Raw genomic sequence first — 17,973 nt, 5'->3', positions numbered from 1 at the left:
TTAGCAAGTTGAGCCGAGCAGGTTTTTCAATTTACACTAAAAGGTAAAGCTTAAGTTGTAGAATTTCAAAGATCAATGCGTATCTTGATTGTTGAAGACGATGTCCAGATAGCAGATATGTTAATAGAGGCACTCACCAATCGACAGTATGTAGTAGATGTGGCGCAGGATGGTGAAGAAGCTTGGAATTATGCTCAAACTTTAGAATATGACTTGGTCTTGTTAGACATTACCTTACCTAAGTTGAATGGAATTCGGTTATGTCAACAGTTGCGCGATCGCCACTTCTCCCTGCCAGTTCTCATGCTGACCGCCCGTGACACAATTGAGGACAAAATCATTGGGCTAGATGCTGGAGCCGATGACTACATGGTCAAACCCTTTGACTTAAGGGAACTTATGGCTCGCATTCGGGCATTGTTGCGGCGGGGCAGTTCTGCTTCTACAGCAACCTTAAGTTGGGGTAGCTTGTACCTTAATCCTTCTACTTACGAAGTTACTTTTGATGAACGCCCGCTACATTTAACTCCAAAAGAGTATGCCCTTCTGGAGCTTTTGGTGTCAAGCGGTCGGCGGGTATTGAGTAGACCTGGAATTATTGAGCGAATTTGGTCTTTAGAAGATCCGCCCACAGAGGAAACGGTGAAATCTCACGTTAAAACCTTGCGTCAAAAATTAAGGGAAGCAGGTGCTCCTGAAGATTTTATTGAAACGGTGCATGGTATGGGATATCGCTTAAAGCAATTGGAATAAGACAAAGCTTCTAATTATTAAACGTGGCGATCGAGATGGAGAATGGCTTGCCTACCCAAAATCTACCCGAATTCCCCCCAATTCCTAAACCTCGATTAGATAACGTTGAGAGTAAATTGCTATTGCCATCTTTTGGGCGATCCCAATTTATATCCAACGCTAGAGGTAAAAGGAACAATGGATCAATTCTATCCAGTCATACCTATTTATCAAACTGCGCAAAACAAGCCAGCCTATGCACTAATCTCAGTTCATGGTGATCCCTCGATTGAATTGGGTAGAGAGGGAGCAGGAGGACAAAACTTGTATGTGCGATCGCTTGGGTTAGCACTGGCAAGACGGGGATGTCAGGTCGATATGTTTACCCGGCGGGAATCGCCAGATCAGGAGGCGATCGTAGAATTGGCTCCTGGATGCAGAACAATTCGGTTAGATGCGGGTCCCGCTCGCTTTATTCCTAGAACGGAGTTGTTTGAATACCTGCCAGCGTTTGTTGAAGCTTGGTTATTGTTCGTACAGCAATCGGGACAAACTTACGAGTTGATTCATACCAACTATTGGCTTTCTGGTTGGGTTGGGTTACAGATCAAATTCAGCTTAGGTTTACCGCAGGTGCACACGTTCCATTCCATTGGGGCTGTAAAATACGGGACGATTGGAACACTTCCATTCATCGCTCAAACTCGTTTGAATGTTGAGCAACAGTGCTTAGAGCAGGTAGATTGTGTGATTGCTACCAGTCCTCAAGAAGCGATCACATTGCGACAGGCTGTTTCACGCAAAGGGCAGATCCGGGTAATTCCTTGCGGTATTAATATCCAACACTTTGCATCTGTGTCTAAAACTGCGGCCCGCCAATTATTGCAGATTAAGCCCGAAACTCGAATGATTTTGTACGTCGGACGGTTTGATGGTCGTAAAGGCATTGAAACGCTTGTCGCAGCGTGTGGTAAATTGTTGCAACCATTTCAACTCTATCTAGTGGGTGGTAGCCGTAGTCACGGCAGTGATGCTCAGGAGCAACAGCGGATTAGAGCGATCGTCAAAGATCTGGGACTGGAAGCCGTTACAACGTTTACTGGACCGATCCCACAAAAACATTTACCACCTTATTATGCGGCAGCTGACGTGTGTGTTGTCCCCAGTTATTATGAACCATTTGGGTTAGTGGCGATCGAAGCGATGGCAGCTAAAACCCCAGTCATTGCCAGTGATGTTGGAGGATTGCAGTATAGCATTGTTCACAACGAAACTGGAGTACTCGTACCTCCTCGAAATGCAGCTCATTTAGCAGCGGCGATCGCCGACGTGTTTGTTAATCCAGAAAGGTGGAAAATACTTGCAGAAGCTGGACAACAGCGTGTGCAATCTCGCTTTAGTGTTTCAGCGGTTGCAGCCCAAATTCATCAAATATATCAATGTGTTGCTCCATTCAGCTCCATTAGAAGTGCTGGCTGAGAGTAAAACACAAACTACATAGAGTCCATCCTGTGCATTTCAGAACAACCCATCTTAGAGGACAAGTATGTTTAACCTGGATGAGCACGTATCACATAAGCTGTCTGGCTATGCTGGAAAGGTTGTTGCTTATGGGCATCAAATTGTTGATGGGACTTATCAACCAACCATTTGTGTCAAAGTTAGTCATATAATGGCTAGCCAACATATATTTGTGGAGGATCTAGTTTCGCTGTGGGAGCGAGTTGAACAAACGATTAAACGAAATGTGTAATACGTACATGATTCTGAACGAGCCGTGTTTTTGTGGAGTATGGGTGCAGTCTGTACTCCACAAAAACATTTTTTTACAGATTTCCTTTGTCTTGTCTCTGCTGTAATACCACTTGAAGCTCTACTCGCAATTCAGCAATTTCTGCTTTCAACGCTGCAATTTCCTTTGCTCCTGCCACCTCCGCTGCTGGGTTCTCAGCATCTCGACCGACAAAGAAAGTGGCAAGGGTTGCTGTGACATAACCAAATACAGCAAACGCATAGAGGGCTAGCAAAAAGCACAGTACCCGCCCTTCTGGCGTTTTTGGGAAGTAGTCTGATCCCATGGTGGTCATCACCATTGCTGTCCACCACAATGCTGTGCCGTAATCAGTCAAAGCAGACTCCGGAACATCGCTTTCAAAGGCATACATTCCAGCGGCTCCAATGAGTGCAACGATCGCCGTTAGCCCTACTACATAGCTAAACCCTCGTCGATTGACACTTGCCGCTAACGCCCGCATCCCGCGATTAGTTCGAGTCATGACTCTCAATAGCCGCAGCCCCCGGACAGCCCGAGCCGTTTGCAGTGCCCGTGCTACTCTCACCACTCGCAGAACCCGTAGGGCTGGTAGCATCAATGAGAATACCGTTAGCCAGTTCTGTCGTAGGTAAGCCAGTTTACGAGGAGCCAGGAAAAACTTCAGCCCAAAATCAAGGATAAATAGAATCCAGATCGTGATCCCCAGCGCGTCGAGTAGCGGTGAAAGCCCCCAAATTAGCTCCACTACAAACAGTGCCAACCAGATAAAGCTGAGCATTAGCATCGGAATTTCGAGCCAATCCTCAAGCTGTTGCAGAATTTCACTCTGCTCCTGTTCAAGGGCACGTTTGGGGGAAAGATTTACCTGACTCATAGAATTCACTCTACGGATTGCGATTGGGTGGCTCAAGGACACTGACATCGACTAAAGGAGTGACGTTAAATCCTCGCTCTCGTAATCGAGTTTGAATTGCTTCCGTCAAGCGAGAACGAATTTCCTCAGAGGGCAGGGTAACTCCCTCTGCTCGCTGTACATACACCACACACAGCAAGGTGTTTTGTCCTGGAATACTGGGACGTGTAAAGCGGATATTTGCCTCTACCAGGTCTGCCAGTTTCTCTTGCTGGATTACATCCTGGATTTCGGCATTGGCGCGTTGGGCACGACTGGAGCGTTCCAGTTCGGGAGGGCTAGAAAACTGCCAGGTTAGCAATCCTGCAAGGGCGATCGCCGTCACGGTCACGGCAATGGGAAACACCCCCTTCTTACCTCGACTGTAGCGGCTCTCTCGAACCGATAACCCATACAAGCGAAACAGCAAAGCGGCTGAAACGTTGATGCCGAAGAGTTGCAGCAATAGTAGGAACAGCCCATTGATCACCATATCCCAGCGTCCAATCGCAGTTGCCATACCGACAATGCCCGCAGGCGGAGCCAGAGACGCAGCAACGAGCATCCCTGTCGCGGCTCCAGACACTAAACTACTGCGCTCAGACTGAACCAGGTTAATTGCACCCGCCGCACCTGCTGCTAAGGGAAGTAACACTGCAACGGTTGAAATCTGACTGCGTTCTACAATTAACGTTGTAGCGATCGCTTGCCGTAAAATTAGACTCAACCCGCCAGCCACCAAAATCGTGACCATCAGGGCGGCAAAATATCGGAGAATACTGCGCCAGAGCAAATGCCAATCCCCCCGTGCTGTTGCGATCGCCGTGTTCATGGCTGGACTGGCAAATGGTGCGATCAACATGGCAGCAACCAGTAAATAACTGGTGTTGGTATATAACCCAATCCAGACCACGACCCCTGCAACCGCAGCGTATGACAGAAACCCTGTCCAAGAGCCAACACTTTGCAGACCCGAAAGAAAAACCTCGATCGGGCTACGCACCTGCACCTGTTTCACCTGTTCTGGGGCTTCATCAGCAGGCGGTCGTAGGGCAATCACTCCGGATGGTAGCAGTGTAGTGTGAACGTCAGGTAAGTCTTGGATTTGCTCTAAAAACTCTTCAACTGCTCGATTGGGTAAGTGAACCGTTACCAGATCGATCGCATCTTCGCCTGACATCGCCTCAGTTTGGGAGAGATTGACTCCCTGATGAGTTGTCGCTAAGTCAAAAACCTTTTTGCCACAGCCACGAGGCACTTGAATGATGAGTTGACGCATAATACCCCCCTTCACTCACCATCTCGTATTCGCTGTAAGTTCCATCTCTAACAAGAGATAGATTTAACATTTATCCGATGGAAAGTTACTAGAATTTGAGGGTAAATCTATTGACAGATGATATTGTGACTAACCTGTGTGACTCTAGAGGGGCTCGTTTAGAAGCACAGTAGTGGGTTCGTTCGTTAATGACGGTTAATGTGTGCTTCTCAAATTCAGCTCTTTAAATTTAGCCCTCAATTGTTACTGGTGAAAAGCGAGGAATTCAATGCGTTTCATCTTAATCATTGGACTCTTAATTTGTACTTTGCTATCTGGCTGTGAGTTTATTACACCCAGTACAAGTAGTGCCCTTTCTCAAACCCAGCAAATTGAGGAACTCCAGAAGCAGACCCATCAGCTGGAAAAACAAACTGATGCTTTAGACCGATTAGCGAACTCAGTAGAAAAGCTGATGAATCAACAAAATTAAAAAATAGATTACTTCCCCCTGCCACTATAACGAGCATCAATCTAAACTAGTTCCGAGTTTAGGTTGAGCTGTTGATCGGCTCGTACCGTCCCGTGTCACCTCTTCCACCTGACTAACTGTGAAAATGAGGGTAAAGGGTTGTCCCATCTCCCGTTCTACAAATGCTTCTAATAGCTGTACTTGCTTTGGAGTAATTACTTCTTGGGCGCGTACACTCAGTCGTACGTGTGGAGGTTGGGTCAACCAATTGGTATTAATCTCTAACAGTTCAATGCGCTGGAACGTGACCGTTCGATTGACCAATGCCGCTTGGAGGCTATTTTCTAATCGACTCTGCCGGATTAGTTCAGCAAAGCCAATACTGAGTGGAATGAGGAGCATGGAGGTAAGTGCGATCGCCCAACCCAAGGCTTGCTTCGCCCGCCGCAATGGAGTACAGCCGGTCAGGAGAAATGTCAGCATACAAGACAGCGTGATACCTAACAGGTTCGTCAGGTAAAGTAGACTTGCTCCTATGCTGAGTGACCAGTCTGCTTGGGATAGACCTAATCCAATCACACAAATGGGAGGCATCAGGGCAACGGCGATCGCCGTTCCTGCTAAACTCCCCGAAATCTTAGGCTGTACTTTGGCATAACCACTGATGCCGCCTGCGGCAACTGCAATGCCTAAATCTAGCAAGGTTGGTTCAGAGCGAGACAATACCTCACTGCCAAAGTCGGGAAGTCCGACCAGCAGCCCTAAGCTCCAGGCTAATGCGATCGCCAGTAGCGTTCCCACAACAACCGAGAACAATCCTTTACGAAACAAAAGAACATTTCCCTCCAGTGCCCCAAACGCCAATCCTCGAATTGGCAGCATCAGTGGAGCAATAATCATCGCACCAATGATCACAGCCGTACTGTTGGCAAGCAACCCCAAGGTGGCGATCGCACAGGAACCAACAATCAAAACCACATAGCTTACACTCAAACCTGACTCTTCCAACAGTTCTGTCTGTAACTGCTGAAGCTGACTTGCCTCGACTTGGCGGTTACTCAGGCGGCGGAAGCGATGTCGAATGCCATTTAATCCAAACACAACCCTACTTTTACCCAAATATCCCTCAATTGAAGTCTTCTCTTTTGGCAGGTGTCATCTAGAGAGGGGCTGACTATGATGAGCCAAATAGCTATTCAAATTTTGTCATGGCGATCGCACAAGTGCTGATTAGTCAGGTCGAGTCTGCAATGAGAGAAGTCACCATTGAGACCAACTTGAAGCAATTTCTTTTGGTGCTTTCTGTTTCCCTCAGTGTCGCAACGCTGCCCAAAATCGTGACTTGGTTCCGTAAAATTCCTTACACCTTGCTGCTGGTCATTGTGGGTTTGGGCTTAGCCTTTCTCGACGTGCGCCTGGTTCATCTTTCACCAGAGTTAATTCTCTCCATTTTCCTGCCACCCCTGGTCTTTGAGGCAGCCTGGAATCTGCAATGGTCACGCTTAAAACAAGATCTCGTGCCCATTTGTCTGTTTGCCGTTGTCGGGGTACTGATTTCCATTGCAGGTATCGCGTTGGGACTGAACCAGCTTGCTGGGCTTTCCCTACCTACGGCTCTATTAATTGGAGCGAGTCTCTCTGCGACTGATCCAGTATCCGTTGTGGCACTATTTCGAGAACTGGGAGTGGACAAACGTCTTTCTACTCTCATGGAAGGAGAGAGTCTGTTTAATGATGGAATGGCGATCGTTGCCTTCAGCTTTCTCTCGTCGTTTGCCTTAGAGACGGCTCAATTTCAAGTGCAGTCGATTCTCGTTCAGTTCTTCGCCGTTGTAGGAATTGGGTTCGGAGTTGGTAGCTTGATTGGGTTTGGTATTTCTTACCTGACTCAGCGGTTTGATTTGCCTCTAGTAGAACAATCACTGACTCTCATGTCCGCCTACGGAACGTACTTAATTACGGAAGACTTGGGCGGATCAGGCGTGATCGGAGTTGTCACCGTTGGGCTGATTTTGGGCAACTTTGGCTCTCGCATTGGCATGAATCCTCGCACTCGCATCATTGTGACTGAGTTTTGGGATTTTCTCGCTTTCTTTGTTAATTCCATTGTCTTCCTGCTAATTGGAGATCAGGTCCATTTCCTTGTTTTGGGAAATAATTTGAGCATCATTGCAGTGACCTTAGGAGCAATGCTGCTAACACGGGCAGCAGCCATTTACAGTTTGGGCTTTCTTAGCAATCGGCTCACTTATTCTGATATTCCACTGCGTGAACAAACTATCCTTTGGTGGGGTGGATTGCGGGGGTCCGTCTCGATCGCGCTGGCGTTAAGCATTCCTACCCTTCTTGCTGATCGAGAAAGCATTATTGCAACCGTGTTCGGTGTAGTTTTGTTTACGCTGCTCGTACAAGGCTTGACCATTCAACCCTTGTTGAAACGGCTTCATCTCTTGGGAGATCAACCCATACGTGAGCAGTACATGGAACGGGTTGCTCATCAAGTCGCTCTCAATCGAGTATTGAAACACCTGTCCCAAGCCGAGCAACGTCCAGGCATTGAGCCAGAGTTTTATCGCTATCAGGAAACCCTTGTGAAGGGGGAGCTTGACCGTTTGCAGCAAGAGATTGATCAACTCCAGGATGAATATCCCAACTTACAAGGCTTCACAACTGAGCAACTGCGTGAGGAATTGCTGGCAATCGAAGCAGATACCTATGCAGAGTTCGTTCAAGCGGGTCGTCTGAATCGGGAACTTGCTCCTCTACTCCAGATTGTTTTTCAGGAGGATGTAGGCAAATGATGGACAATGGAGTGACGGGATGAGTCAAGACCGGACTAGCTTAAAACCAATTGAGGGAGCCAATCGATCACTCCGGCGGCGGTTAACGCTCAAGGGTGAGTTCGCTTTGGCACTAGCACCAACCACCATCATCCTGGCAGTTTTAGCATTGGTGGAAGTTCTGAGTCGGCAACGATTACTCTTTGCATCGCTTGCATCGAGTGCATTTTTGATTTACCTTGATCCGCAGCATGGTACAAACTCGGTTCGTACGTTAATCACTGCCCAGGTCATGGCAGCCACGCTTGGCTTTTTGGCTTATTTACTGCTCGGACCTGGATATGTCTCCGCTGGCTGTGCAATGGTGGTCACGATCGCCTTAATGATTCTGCTTGATGCCGTTCACCCCCCTGCTGTTGCAACCTCACTCAGCTTTGCCTTACGTGCAGGTAATGAAAGTAATTTAGTGCTGTTTAGTTTGGCTGTGGGCATCACTGCAATGTTAGTGATATTGGAACGATTGGCTCTATGGCTATTAGCGCAAAGTTGGAGAACTTGAAACCTATCATTCTCGGTTATTGGTGACGGGCAAATCCATGCTGGATCAAACTAAAGCTTTTGTTTTCTGTGCGATCGCCTCATCTCGAAACTGTTCTATCCAAGTTGTTGTGTTTGATACTGAAGGAAATGGAGGTAGATAATGAATTTACAATCCTTGTTTCATTGGGTTTATGTGGCTGCAATGGCGATCGGGGCACTTTATTTCATCTTACTGGGCACTAACCCGCGTGGCATTCATAAACATGAGTATTTAATTGCTACTTTTATTCCCATCTGGTCAGGTCTTGCCTATACGGCAATGGCACTCGATCAAGGCAAAGTCGAAGTGGCAGGTCAAATTACCCATTATGCTCGTTACATTGACTGGATTGTCACTACTCCCTTACTGTTGCTATCCCTCTCTTCCACAGCCATGTATTTCATGGTCAAAGATTGGACATTGATTGCTTCATTGATGGCGACCCAGGTTGTCGTCATTGCGAGTGGATTGGTGGCTGACTTATCCACAACGGATGGAACACGATTTCTCTGGTACATCTGTGGTGTTGTAGCGTTCTTGGTCGTCCTCTGGGGAGTTTGGGTGCCTCTGCGAGCTAAAGCTCGTGGGCAAAGTGTAGAGCTATCTAGACATTATGACAAACTGCTAATCTACTTCACGGTATTGTGGATTAGCTATCCGATTACTTGGTTGATTGGTCCTTCTGGTTTAGGTTTAGTCAATCAGACAATTGAAACACTACTATTTTGTGTGTTGCCCTTTTTCTCTAAGGTTGGTTTCAGCTATCTGGATTTAAATGGTCTACGGCGTTTGAATAGTGTTAGGACGCGGGCTATGGCTACAACCCCCAGAATCTAATGGTTCTGAAAATGAAGAAAATTGTCCAGACATCTTATATGAATGGTGTGCATAACTGAGCATCTCAGCAGACCTCAACTCATCTCATATCTGCTAGCCATGTTGTAGAACTTTCTTGCTATTGTACTAGTGCTTTTTTACGGTTTGACCAGACCCCACCTTCAATGCAGATTGTCCTTGCGATCTAATGTCAAATTGCGATCTGATAATCGGTCAAGTTGTTGCTTCCGATCCAGCCAAGGTTCTTGTCGCCGAATACACAGAATTCCCAACTGCTAGATAGGGAAAGAAGGATACAGACAGGTGAAAAGATGGCGGCGAAGCAAGGAGATGAGTGTTTCAAAGGGCTGGTTACTTTGTGGGCGATCGCAGTGCTGAAACAGCTGTAGCAGTTTTCACGTGAATGTTGTCAGCAAGGCTCTTCACTAACTCAGGTTAGAGATAGATGGTTACTTCTCCGCCACCATCTCTTGATTCAGCAACGCCTTCTTCTGATGGAGTCCCTTAGCCGAGAAACTACACCAGTAGCACCAAGCAAAAATAAACCTAATAGTGACATTGGCTCAGGCACAGGTTGTGGGTCTGAATCGTCTGGGTCTGCTCGAAAAATACCAACTGATCCATCATCAAACGTTGCAGTAAAGGCAAACTGACCCTGATTGTTTAGTCCTGTTTGATGGGTAAAGCTAAGACTCACGATGGTTGAACCAAAGAGTATATCGCCCACGCCAATCACCCTATCAGCAACTGGATCGGGTCCAGCAAATATTGCTGTGAACCCTGCATCTAGGGATGCATCGAATACGATAGTTTCTGAGTTATTAATTGCTTGCCTATCAAAACTGGAGAAATCGGTACTGGTATCAACTAGTAGCTGCGGATCTCCTCCGCTTTGCTTAAAGATGCCTTGGAGCGCATTTCCCATTTCATCGACGAACAAAGCATCAAAGACTACTGTGCCAGCGTCATTGAGAGATGGTCCTTCAACGGTTCCAAATCCTAATGGGTCAGCCAAAAGTGTAGGCATTCCGGTACCATCACCGATGAATAGAGCATCGCCATCCGGAGCCAGAGGCGAAATGGCAAAGAAACCTACCTCCCCATTGTTATTAAGTGAAAATCGGAAGGTGTCAAAGTCAGGCAACTCAGCGATCGGGGTAAAAACGCCTCCATTAGCGGTAAAGATCCCTCCTTCGCCTCCAGCCCCATTGACTTTGAAGGCAATGGTACCAGATTCATTAATGAACAGTTCAGAAAAGGGCGGAAACCCTCCGGCATCAAAGCCAAGCAGTCCCAGAGAGCTAGGAATATCTATCACAGAGGAGATTACACCGCCCTCAGTTCTAAAAATTGCATCGTTTCCACCTGTGATAAAAACAGCAGTATCGATACTATTAATATCAATGAAAGAGAAGTTAACAAACCCTTCACTCGGATCTACAAGTGTATCAATCGCTCCACCATTACCCAAAAAGATACCACTTTGACCACCAACATTTGCAGAGAACGCAACTGAGCCTGAATCATTAATTGAATAAACAATGCTGTCGATACTCGTGAAGCCAGATGTGTTTGTATTTGCAATCTCAACGAAAGTAAATGCCTGAGCACTACTTCCCAAAGATAAGACAAGACCCAAGCTAGCTAAGGTGATTGAAGGTAAGTGTTTTGTAGTTGCCATAGTGGGTGTGCTGTATATGGACAAGTTGTACATACTTGGGAAACACACACCACGGATCTTACTTAGTAAACATCTAGAGTTAATGATTTATAGGTAAACTTCACTTAAGTTTTATTCAGAGTTCATCTATATTTTATGCAACTTCAAATTGCCTGTAGGGTGTTTGAAACGTTCAATTTGTCACCTGACAGGTGTAGAAGCATGGCATTTGCTAACCATATCTCAGTTATTTCAACGCACATTGAAACGAATGCGGCGTTGCTGAAAGAGTAATGGTGGGTTTGGCATAATGGGGATATGAAACGTCCTCAGCGTAACTCTACTCAAACCGTTAAAAACGGACATCGACGAGGCAGACAATGCTACAAATGCAAGCATTGCGGTCGGCAATTCCTCGAATCCTACCGTCCTTGGGCTTACTCTGATGATGTCAAGCAACTGTGTATCAAAATCTATCTCAATGGGATGGGATTGCGTGGCATCGAACGAGTCACCGAGATTCATCACACCAATCGATGAGGGGGATCAGATTGTGAGCAAGACCTATATGACTCGGGTGGAAAGGGAGAAGACTCGCTTACGGCATTACCTGGCGCGACTGCACCGTAAAACCTTGTGCTACTCCAAATCAATCGAGATATTGAAGTGCTCGCTGCATTTGCTGCTTCACTACCTGAAGTATCGAACAGTGCCTCTGCCAGCTTAGCTCATTACAGTTTCAGCAACGCCCACCGCCAATATACAAGTAGAGGTGAATGGCTGCACTGTCGCTCATCAGCACATCCACTACGGGGGCAATCTCGGAAAGCCTGAGCGATAGCCGATGAAAAGCCTCAGAATCGGCAGTCTCCGTACTACCCGCAGAATCACCAATCCAAATCCATCGTTCGGATGGCCCAATAACAAAGCTACGCTCCGCTTGATTGTCAGAAGAGATCTATTGGTAGCCCATCTCGCTCATCGCAATCTGGATTTGACGAATGATGGCGGAGCGCACCTCTGTCGGTTGGGCTTCCCCTACAAAACATTGGTGGTTACTGAAATCTGCGCCCATGATTATACCGTTAACGTTTAGTTTCGACAGAGAGGTTGAGGCTCATATTATACCGCTGACAAATAAAAACTGTTTGAACTTGATCAAGTTGATTTGCGGCGACTTTGGAAAATAAGCTGCAAAAAGATAAAAGCAGATATGAGCAAGAGCACGATCGAAACGACATCGAAGTAAACGATCTGCTGAAGACCTGGTGTTAGAGTAGATGTTGTGAGAGAAAGTGCAAGAAACACAGATTTACTCAATACGTTGACAGTAATTGCCATCATTCGGAGAGAGTCAAAAAATGCTCCGCAAATTAAAGTAGCACCGAGCAATCCTAAGATGATTTGGCGATGTCTAACCAGTAACAAAGCAGCATTATTTTCAAGCACAACCCCGTACAAAGCCGTGATGCCGCTCGAATGGAATGCCGTGATGCTTGGAGAGGCAGTTAGCATACCAATCACAACGAGGAGTGCGATCGCTATCCTTCGGCTGAGTTTAGCCATTAGAGTTCTCTGTGCTGAAATACGACAGACCTCAATGAATTGGTCGAGTATGATGTTGCCTCAGAGATTCTCTTGATAGAGTTCTAGAATATTGCCTTCAAGATCTCGGAAGAACACAACTCGATACCCAGGAGGATCATAGGTGAATGGTTCTGTAATAAACTGAACACTCTTTAACTCAGCTCGGCATTTTGAGTCGCAGCCAAGCCGGGTAGGCGAACCAGTCCAGCAAACTGTTTTCCTGGATACCAGGGCATTTGAGCAATGCGATCGAACCCCGAAAGGCTTTTCATATGCTGCACCATGCGAGTTCGCATCTGATTGTCAGGAAGGGAACCTCTCAATGCTCCCAGATTCTCAGCCACATGATCGGGATTTGTGGTGGCAGGAATGGCAGCTGTAACAGCTGGATGGGAGATCACATATTTGAGAAAAAACTGTGCCCAGTTCTCACAGCCAATTTCCCTGGCAAAATCAGGGAGCGGTTGTCCCTGAACCACCTCGAATAGACCAGTTTGGCTTTATTTATTAAAGAATGTTGTAGAAGTTGAATCACGCTGTTAGTGTGGCAGAGATAGACCAACACTGGGTATTTGTACTTGAGGAGGTTCTATGATTTTACCTCTCGTAGCGATCGCCTTCACATTCCTTGCGAGTATGGTTGAGTGGTCTATAAAACGGGTCAGCGACACGGATGTTTTTATCACGGGCTAATAATTGAAGACAAGCCCTATCCCACGTTGGTTTTTACTCTAGAATTTTTTCTCCGTGTCTCGACAGTTGCAGGCTTTCGCAGTCCTTCCAGTTGCTTTAGTTGTTGAGATTGCTCCTCCAACCGAATTGAAAGGCGATCGCCCACTAATTCACACAAATCAAAAATGAACGGTTCAGCAATCTCGTAATAGACACTCACTCCTTGAGGTGTGCGAGAGACAATTCCTGCTTGAGCCAGAATCTTCAAATGCTTCGAGACATTCGCTTGTCCTAATCCCGTCTCCTCCATAATCTCCGTTACATTCTTCGAGCCTGATTTGAGGGAACACAACACCTGCAAACGACTGAGTTCAGATAGCACTTTGAAATAATCAGCAACTTGAGCCAGGGCAGAAGGTGGCAATGTCATAGGAGAAGAATAATTTTTACTATCTTACTATGTATTTTAACCTGCCGACTGTATTGCTATATGGTAGTATAGTTAATAAGCGCAAGTTGAAGAGACGATTCATAAATTACAAGCTCTGAAACACAACTCACTCCACTACTCAACCAGTGTCAGAAAGGTTTAGAACAATCCTCAGAGCGGTAGTGTACCGTGTTTCAGAAGAACTCGAGAATTCAAATCGCTACAGATTGATAGGGAATAGACAATGACAACATTCAAAATTGAAGTGTTGGGTTCTGGTTGTAAGAAGTGCCAGCAGTTAGAGGCAAACGCAAAAACGGCGATCGCGACACTGGGCATTGAGGCTGAAATATCTCATATCACGGATGTGGTTGAAATTGCCAAACGGGGGGTGATGTCTACACCTGCGCTGGTCGTGAATAACAAGGTGGTGAGTAAAGGGCAAGTCCTATCACCTGAGCAGATTCAGCCTTTGTTGAGAGAGTAGAAACCATGCTTGATCTCTTCTACCCTTTTGACTGGCTAGCAACTCAAATTGTCACTCAAGGATTGCACCTTTCATTAGAATCTCGATTAGGAGCTAGCCTCCATTTCTTCCTCTATGACGTACCTAAAGTTTTAACCTTACTGCTGTCGATTAGTTTTATCGTCGGTACGGTGCAAAGCTTTTTACAACCAGAGCATGTTCGACATTGGTTAAACGGAAAACGAACGGTTTTGGGAAATACATTAGCAGCACTGGTGGGTGTGGTGACACCCTTTTGTTCTTGTTCTGCCGTACCGTTGTTTATCGGCTTTTTAGAAGCAGGTGTGCCGTTAGGAGTCACATTTTCCTATTTGATTGCGGCACCAATGGTGAACGAAGTAGCCGTAGTGTTGCTCTTGGGATTGTTTGGACTCAAGGTGACGCTGCTTTATATCGGGTTTGGAGTCGGACTGGCGATCGCCAGTGGCTACATTCTGGGATTACTGCAATTAGAGAAATGGGTAGAGCCATTTGTGTGGGAATTGCAGAAGCTTCATCAATATCCAGTGAATGATGGTGATGATCTACAAACGACGCTCACCTGGAAACAACGATTACAACAGGGACAATTCCAATCCACTGAAATCTTTAAATCTGTTTGGCTCTATGTCGTGCTTGGTATTGCGATCGGTGCTGTCATTCATGGATATGTTCCCACAGCATTAATCACTCAATTGGCAGGGGCAGAAAATCCGTTTGTAGTGCCGTTAGCAGTCGCGATCGGTATTCCACTCTATGCCAACGTTGCTGGAGTCTTGCCAATTACCGAAGCGTTGGTGAACAAAGGAATGCCACTCGGAACGGTGTTGGCATTCACAATGGCAGTAACAGCACTTTCATTGCCAGAAATGGTGATTTTGCGAAAGGTGCTCCGTCCTCAACTATTGAGTGTATTTATTACGTTAGTGACTCTCGGCATTATTAGCATTGGCTATCTCTTCAATGCCTTGCTTCACTGATTTAACACCTTCCTCAATAAGTTGAGCGATCGCTGGTAGTCCTATTTAAGAACGAACGGGGATTAAGAGAGTGAGAGTGTGAGCGTGGGCATTTCGCACACTCACTCACCATCCTTCCCTCCAGGGCACTATCTGATCGCTCAATGTCGTTTTGCACGTCCTTTCAGGTTGCACGAAATTTAATTCAATAGATCCACTGCATATTCATTGACAACTATATAGCTATAGAGTTATAAATGATTTTGCAAGAAATCTTGCGTCTTATCTCTGACATTATTTCATCGCAATCATGACTTCAATTCTAGAACGCCGCTCTGGCGGTAATATTTGGGAGCGATTCTGTAACTGGATCACCAGCACTGAGAATCGACTCTATATCGGTTGGTTTGGAGTATTGCTGATCCCAACTGCCCTGGTCGCTGCGATCGTCTTTATCATCGCGTTTATCGCTGCACCTCCCGTCGATATTGACGGTATCCGTGAACCTGTTAGCGGTTCTTTGCTCTATGGCAACAATTTGATGACAGCAACCGTTGTTCCAACTTCCAATGCAATTGGATTGCATTTTTACCCCATCTGGGAAGCTGCCAGCATGGATGAGTGGCTTTACAACGGTGGACCTTACCAGATGATCATTCTTCACTTCCTGATTGCGGTCTACGCTTACATGGGTCGTCAATGGGAATTGAGCTATCGGTTGGGAATGCGTCCCTGGATTCCAGTGGCGTTTTCGGCTCCGGCTTCTGCGGCAACGGCTGTTCTATTAATCTATCCAATCGGACAGGGTAGTTTCTCGGATGGTTTGATGCTGGGCGTTTCCGGCACATTCAACTTCATGATCGTGTTCACAGCTGAACATAACGTGCTGATGCATCCGTTTCACATGCTGGGGGTAATCGGTGTATTTGGTGGTGCTTTGTTTTCTGCCATGCACGGCTCTCTGGTGACATCCTCGCTTGTCCGCGAAACAACTGAGGGTGAGTCTCAAAACTACGGTTACAAGTTCGGTCAAGAGGAAGAGACTTACAACATCGTGGCGGCTCACGGTTACTTTGGTCGGTTGATCTTCCAATATGCTTCTTTCAATAACTCGCGATCGCTCCATTTCTTTTTAGCAGCATGGCCTGTGATTGGTATTTGGTTTGCATCGCTGGGTATCAGCACGATGTCATTTAACCTCAATGGATTCAACTTTAATGAATCTATTCTGGATAGTCAGGGTAAGGCAATTCCTACCTGGGCAGATTTCCTGAACCGTGCCAATTTAGGGATTGAAGTCATGCATGAGCGGAATGCTCACAACTTCCCGCTAGACTTAGCTTCTGGTGAAGCGCAGCCAATTGCTTTGGTAGCACCAAGAATCACTGGCTAGTTACAGTCGCTTTTCTGCTTTCACATCTTTAATGAGTGCTCGATCAATTGCGCCTGGTAACAGGCGTTTTTATTTATCGGCTTCATTTTGAACTCATACCGATTTAATGTTTGATTGTGGCAGATCACTGGGTAGGGGCGTTTCGCGAAACGCCCTTACGGAATCATGTGCAGCGAAGCCAATTCAAATTGGTATCACCCTAAACGAAGTTATCTACAAGTTAGCCACCATTCCAGCAATACAGCACGACACTGTAAACAGGTGAGCCTTTGTAGTAAATCTTGAACGCCTGATGAAGTAACAGGATAGGTGATAACACCTTGTTCAGAATATTGCTTTGTATTCTCAACGTTGTCCAGGTGAGCCACAAAACCATAAAGATTTTGATTAGAGAAGGAACTATTGACTGCCCAACCTTCATTATTCAGCGGAAGCAACTGAGTAACTGAGGTTGCTTCAATTCCTAACTCTCGTTTTAGTATTGCGATCGCTGCCTGTTCAGGCGTTTGTGTTTCTGGTACTCGACCACCGGGAAAATCTAATGTCACCTGTCCGACACCGGGACGATAGCTTGGAGGTGGGAGCAGAAATTGATCATTTTGAATCGGCAAAACAATAGCCGAATCTGCCTTTTCAATTCGCCAGTATTCCAGAACTTCTCCCTGTTGGTCTTGTAAATGCTCTCCGACTAGCGTCATCCAGCGCGAATGTAGTTCTAGAAAGCGATCGCGCACCTGCCAGGCTTGTTCTACATTGGGTTGCATCTCAAGTTAGTTAGGGTTTAACAGCAACAACTTGCACAACCGAACTGTGTCCTTGATGAAATAGACCTTCCTGGATTTCTCGCTCCAATTCAACAGCGTGCTTAAACTCCAATCCATCTAATTCTTGCTGGAGGGCGGTTAATTCCATCGTCAACTCAGCAGTGGGTGGTCCTCCCGTTTTGAATTGGAGTTGACGGGGTGTGTATGCCTCCAACACAAATACTCCGCCCGATCGCAATCCAGAAACCACCTGCCGATGAACATGAGCGCGAACCGTTGGGGGGAGATGACAGAAGATCGAGACGATCGCATCCCAGGAATTCGGTTGAATGGAAAATTCAGCCAGATCTGCGACAATCGTTTCTATCTCTACAGAACGCTCTGCTGCCAATTTTTGAGCTTTCTCCAATCCGACAGAAGAACCATCAACTGCCGTCACCTGGCATCCTTGCTGTGCCAGATATACCCCATTTCTGCCTTCTCCGTCTGCCAGACAAAGAACCCGCCCTTTAGGAATCTGCTGAATAACGCTCACCAGAAAATCATTGGGGTTCTTACCGTATACATATTCAGCTTGGCTGTATCGTTCGTCCCACATAATGCTATACACACCGATTGATCGTGTAATTTAAGATATTGGAATAATGAGAAAAGCACTAAGCCAAATCGGTTTCAGTA

Annotated in this window: 17 protein-coding genes and 1 pseudogene; 9 read left to right on the top strand and 9 right to left on the bottom strand. The window is 46.3% G+C overall.

Annotated elements, in window-relative coordinates:
• Positions 1–75: 75 nt before the first annotated feature.
• Together H6G89_RS31310 and H6G89_RS31305 are read left to right on the top strand one after the other, a co-directional pair.
• Positions 76–753 carry a response regulator transcription factor gene (locus H6G89_RS31310; RefSeq protein ID WP_190513936.1) on the top strand — a complete coding sequence of 226 codons (678 nt, stop codon included), beginning with the start codon at positions 76–78 and terminating at the stop codon, positions 751–753.
• 177 nt (positions 754–930) lie between these two features.
• Positions 931–2,211, top strand: a complete 1,281-nt coding sequence (locus H6G89_RS31305; RefSeq protein WP_190513935.1) for a glycosyltransferase — start codon at positions 931–933, stop codon at positions 2,209–2,211.
• 347 nt (positions 2,212–2,558) lie between these two features.
• Here the strand turns inward: H6G89_RS31305 and H6G89_RS31300 are convergent, their stop codons facing one another.
• The 3 genes from H6G89_RS31300 to H6G89_RS31290 all read right to left on the bottom strand — a co-directional run bounded on the left by H6G89_RS31300 (position 2,559) and on the right by H6G89_RS31290 (position 6,229).
• Positions 2,559–3,380, bottom strand: a complete 822-nt coding sequence (locus H6G89_RS31300) for a potassium channel family protein (RefSeq protein WP_190513934.1) — start codon at positions 3,378–3,380, stop codon at positions 2,559–2,561.
• A 10-nt stretch (positions 3,381–3,390) separates the two neighbouring features.
• Positions 3,391–4,677: a DUF389 domain-containing protein gene (locus H6G89_RS31295; protein ID WP_190513933.1), complete on the bottom strand. Its 1,287-nt coding sequence runs from the start codon at positions 4,675–4,677 to the stop codon at positions 3,391–3,393.
• A 508-nt stretch (positions 4,678–5,185) separates the two neighbouring features.
• Complete coding sequence (locus tag H6G89_RS31290; RefSeq protein ID WP_190513932.1) at positions 5,186–6,229, bottom strand: DUF389 domain-containing protein; 1,044 nt, start codon at positions 6,227–6,229, stop codon at positions 5,186–5,188.
• Between the two features lie 107 nt (positions 6,230–6,336).
• Here H6G89_RS31290 and H6G89_RS31285 point away from each other — a divergent pair, with 107 nt between their 5' ends.
• The 3 genes from H6G89_RS31285 to H6G89_RS31275 all read left to right on the top strand — a co-directional run bounded on the left by H6G89_RS31285 (position 6,337) and on the right by H6G89_RS31275 (position 9,325).
• Positions 6,337–7,929: a cation:proton antiporter gene (locus H6G89_RS31285; RefSeq protein ID WP_199337037.1), complete on the top strand. Its 1,593-nt coding sequence runs from the start codon at positions 6,337–6,339 to the stop codon at positions 7,927–7,929.
• Positions 7,930–7,948: 19 nt separating this feature from the next.
• On the top strand, positions 7,949–8,467 hold the full coding sequence (locus tag H6G89_RS31280; protein WP_190513931.1) for an HPP family protein: 519 nt from the start codon (positions 7,949–7,951) through the stop codon (positions 8,465–8,467).
• A 141-nt stretch (positions 8,468–8,608) separates the two neighbouring features.
• Positions 8,609–9,325, top strand: coding sequence for a bacteriorhodopsin (locus H6G89_RS31275; RefSeq protein ID WP_190513930.1), 717 nt, complete (start codon positions 8,609–8,611; stop codon positions 9,323–9,325).
• Positions 9,326–9,800: 475 nt separating this feature from the next.
• On the opposite strand, the gene H6G89_RS31270 is transcribed toward H6G89_RS31275, so the two are convergent.
• Positions 9,801–11,006: a choice-of-anchor tandem repeat NxxGxxAF-containing protein gene (locus H6G89_RS31270; RefSeq protein WP_190513929.1), complete on the bottom strand. Its 1,206-nt coding sequence runs from the start codon at positions 11,004–11,006 to the stop codon at positions 9,801–9,803.
• Between the two features lie 297 nt (positions 11,007–11,303).
• Between H6G89_RS31270 and H6G89_RS31265 the strand changes: the two are divergent.
• A pseudogene (locus H6G89_RS31265) lies at positions 11,304–11,712 on the top strand (IS1 family transposase).
• 431 nt (positions 11,713–12,143) lie between these two features.
• On the opposite strand, the gene H6G89_RS31260 reads toward H6G89_RS31265, so the two are convergent.
• The 3 genes from H6G89_RS31260 to H6G89_RS31250 form a co-directional block, all read right to left on the bottom strand.
• Positions 12,144–12,551, bottom strand: coding sequence for a hypothetical protein (locus tag H6G89_RS31260; protein WP_190513928.1), 408 nt, complete (start codon positions 12,549–12,551; stop codon positions 12,144–12,146).
• 173 nt (positions 12,552–12,724) lie between these two features.
• Positions 12,725–13,051 (bottom strand): aldo/keto reductase, encoded by a 327-nt coding sequence (locus tag H6G89_RS31255; protein ID WP_199337036.1) that lies wholly within the window; start codon positions 13,049–13,051, stop codon positions 12,725–12,727.
• Between the two features lie 230 nt (positions 13,052–13,281).
• Positions 13,282–13,674: an ArsR/SmtB family transcription factor gene (locus tag H6G89_RS31250; protein ID WP_190513927.1), complete on the bottom strand. Its 393-nt coding sequence runs from the start codon at positions 13,672–13,674 to the stop codon at positions 13,282–13,284.
• Between the two features lie 244 nt (positions 13,675–13,918).
• Here H6G89_RS31250 and H6G89_RS31245 point away from each other — a divergent pair, with 244 nt between their 5' ends.
• From H6G89_RS31245 to psbA, 3 genes are all read left to right on the top strand, one after another.
• On the top strand, positions 13,919–14,161 hold the full coding sequence (locus H6G89_RS31245) for a thioredoxin family protein (RefSeq protein WP_190513926.1): 243 nt from the start codon (positions 13,919–13,921) through the stop codon (positions 14,159–14,161).
• Between the two features lie 5 nt (positions 14,162–14,166).
• On the top strand, positions 14,167–15,159 hold the full coding sequence (locus H6G89_RS31240; RefSeq protein WP_190513925.1) for a permease: 993 nt from the start codon (positions 14,167–14,169) through the stop codon (positions 15,157–15,159).
• Between the two features lie 289 nt (positions 15,160–15,448).
• Positions 15,449–16,531, top strand: a complete 1,083-nt coding sequence (gene psbA / locus H6G89_RS31235; protein WP_190513924.1) for a photosystem II q(b) protein — start codon at positions 15,449–15,451, stop codon at positions 16,529–16,531.
• A gap of 209 nt (positions 16,532–16,740) precedes the next feature.
• On the opposite strand, the gene H6G89_RS31230 is transcribed toward psbA, so the two are convergent.
• Positions 16,741–17,295: an NUDIX domain-containing protein gene (locus H6G89_RS31230; protein WP_190513923.1), complete on the bottom strand. Its 555-nt coding sequence runs from the start codon at positions 17,293–17,295 to the stop codon at positions 16,741–16,743.
• Between the two features lie 10 nt (positions 17,296–17,305).
• On the bottom strand, positions 17,306–17,893 hold the full coding sequence (locus H6G89_RS31225) for an SAM-dependent methyltransferase (RefSeq protein WP_190513922.1): 588 nt from the start codon (positions 17,891–17,893) through the stop codon (positions 17,306–17,308).
• Between the last annotated feature and the right edge of the window lie 80 nt (positions 17,894–17,973).

The organism is Oscillatoria sp. FACHB-1407 (genome assembly GCF_014697545.1).
Classification (GTDB): domain Bacteria; phylum Cyanobacteriota; class Cyanobacteriia; order Elainellales; family Elainellaceae; genus FACHB-1407.
Note: the sequence above shows the minus strand (reverse complement) of the source record. Positions and strands in the feature narration are given on the sequence as shown.

Excerpts from the sequence above, each read along its gene's own strand:
- H6G89_RS31310 (WP_190513936.1), top strand. The coding sequence starts at position 76 with ATGCGTATCTTGATTGTTGAAGACGATGTCCAGATAGCAGATATGTTA.
- H6G89_RS31305 (WP_190513935.1), top strand. The coding sequence starts at position 931 with ATGGATCAATTCTATCCAGTCATACCTATTTATCAAACTGCGCAAAAC.
- H6G89_RS31300 (WP_190513934.1), bottom strand. The coding sequence starts at position 3,380 with ATGAGTCAGGTAAATCTTTCCCCCAAACGTGCCCTTGAACAGGAGCAG.
- H6G89_RS31295 (WP_190513933.1), bottom strand. The coding sequence starts at position 4,677 with ATGCGTCAACTCATCATTCAAGTGCCTCGTGGCTGTGGCAAAAAGGTT.
- H6G89_RS31285 (WP_199337037.1), top strand. The coding sequence starts at position 6,337 with ATGGCGATCGCACAAGTGCTGATTAGTCAGGTCGAGTCTGCAATGAGA.
- H6G89_RS31280 (WP_190513931.1), top strand. The coding sequence starts at position 7,949 with ATGAGTCAAGACCGGACTAGCTTAAAACCAATTGAGGGAGCCAATCGA.
- H6G89_RS31275 (WP_190513930.1), top strand. The coding sequence starts at position 8,609 with ATGAATTTACAATCCTTGTTTCATTGGGTTTATGTGGCTGCAATGGCG.
- H6G89_RS31270 (WP_190513929.1), bottom strand. The coding sequence starts at position 11,006 with ATGGCAACTACAAAACACTTACCTTCAATCACCTTAGCTAGCTTGGGT.
- H6G89_RS31260 (WP_190513928.1), bottom strand. The coding sequence starts at position 12,551 with ATGGCTAAACTCAGCCGAAGGATAGCGATCGCACTCCTCGTTGTGATT.
- H6G89_RS31250 (WP_190513927.1), bottom strand. The coding sequence starts at position 13,674 with ATGACATTGCCACCTTCTGCCCTGGCTCAAGTTGCTGATTATTTCAAA.
- H6G89_RS31245 (WP_190513926.1), top strand. The coding sequence starts at position 13,919 with ATGACAACATTCAAAATTGAAGTGTTGGGTTCTGGTTGTAAGAAGTGC.
- H6G89_RS31240 (WP_190513925.1), top strand. The coding sequence starts at position 14,167 with ATGCTTGATCTCTTCTACCCTTTTGACTGGCTAGCAACTCAAATTGTC.
- psbA (WP_190513924.1), top strand. The coding sequence starts at position 15,449 with ATGACTTCAATTCTAGAACGCCGCTCTGGCGGTAATATTTGGGAGCGA.
- H6G89_RS31230 (WP_190513923.1), bottom strand. The coding sequence starts at position 17,295 with ATGCAACCCAATGTAGAACAAGCCTGGCAGGTGCGCGATCGCTTTCTA.
- H6G89_RS31225 (WP_190513922.1), bottom strand. The coding sequence starts at position 17,893 with ATGTGGGACGAACGATACAGCCAAGCTGAATATGTATACGGTAAGAAC.